Origin of the sequence: Okeania sp. SIO2B9, assembly GCF_010672505.1 — a bacterium.
GTDB lineage: Bacteria > Cyanobacteriota > Cyanobacteriia > Cyanobacteriales > Microcoleaceae > Okeania > Okeania hirsuta.
In genome coordinates this window covers 1-1051 of sequence record NZ_JAAHGK010001803.1, presented here as the reverse complement: position 1 = coordinate 1051, position 1051 = coordinate 1, and the positions used below count along the sequence as shown (strand labels likewise).

2 protein-coding genes and 1 pseudogene are annotated in these 1051 nt (G+C 52.6%); 1 reads left to right on the top strand and 2 read right to left on the bottom strand.

Going from position 1 to position 1051, the window contains the following annotated elements; translation table 11 throughout:
* The first annotated feature begins 5 nt into the window (after positions 1–5).
* Positions 6–140, top strand: a complete 135-nt coding sequence (locus F6K13_RS34555; protein ID WP_375340699.1) for a transposase — start codon at positions 6–8, stop codon at positions 138–140.
* Here the strand turns inward: F6K13_RS34555 and F6K13_RS35720 are convergent.
* Together F6K13_RS35720 and F6K13_RS34550 are read right to left on the bottom strand one after the other, a co-directional pair.
* A pseudogene (locus tag F6K13_RS35720) lies at positions 106–597 on the bottom strand (IS630 family transposase); the annotation flags it as partial. The gene F6K13_RS34555 and the pseudogene F6K13_RS35720 overlap by 35 nt on opposite strands.
* A 15-nt stretch (positions 598–612) precedes the next feature.
* Positions 613–1035: a winged helix-turn-helix domain-containing protein gene (locus tag F6K13_RS34550; RefSeq protein WP_287290162.1), complete on the bottom strand. Its 423-nt coding sequence runs from the start codon at positions 1033–1035 to the stop codon at positions 613–615.
* Positions 1036–1051: the final 16 nt, after the last annotated feature.

Genomic DNA, 1051 nt, shown 5'->3' with positions numbered 1-1051 from the left:
GGTTAGTGCAGGCTTGGCTAGAGGCCCATCACGATGAGATAGAAGTCTTCTACCTACCGGCCTATTCGCCTGATTTGAATCCAGCAGAATACCTCAACAATGATCTCAAGCAATACTTGGATGACGAAAATAGCGACTGACTCGTGCCGGTAGTTTCTGTAATCGCATGAGCACTGAAGCGGTTCTCTTTTTCAGCTGCTTTACACTCATCGTGGGTGGCTTGTCATGCACTTGCTGCTTGAGATCATTGTTGAGGTATTCTGCTGGATTCAAATCAGGCGAATAGGCCGGGAGGTAGAAGACTTCTATCTTATCGTGATGGGCCTCTAGCCAAGCCTGCACTAACCGTCTGGTGTGAACTGGATGACGGTCTACGATTAAAAATAACTTGCCTTTCCTGGTTCGTATAAGCCGCTGTAGAAACCGCACGTACAGTGGCCCGTCAAAGGTTTGGGTGTAGACCATGAAACGGACTATCCCACCGCTACTGACGCTAGCGATATAGTTCACTCGGCTGCGTTGCCGACCACTGTGCGGCGCTACCGGCGTCTTGCCTTTGGGACTGTAGCTACGACCGCGTTGGTCATTCGAGCGTACCCCCGCCTCATCCTCTCAGTGAATCTCTGCCCCTTCTGCTTTCGCTCTAGCTTTGATGGCTGGATAGTCCTCATCCAACCACTGGGCAACCGCATCTGGATCTTGTTCGTAGGCCCGTTTAAGAGGCCGTTGTGGACTATAGCCCCATCGCTTCAGATAGTCACCGACCGTGCGCACGGGCATTTGAAGCTCGCACTGCTCAGCAATCAAGGATTGAACCGCTCGACGGGTCCACAACGCACTCTCAATCCCATAATCCTCCGGATGTCCCGTCTCAATTAAGGTACGTAGGTGTGCCTGCTGCACATCACTTAGATGCTGCCCCGACCCGGGTTGGCGACCCCGCTTTTGCTGGACCAACGCAGCCTCTCCCTGCGCGTTGTATTGCCGCCACCACTTGCCAATAACACTCTTATTGACCCCAAGATAGTTGGCAATTTCACCTACAGGCCTA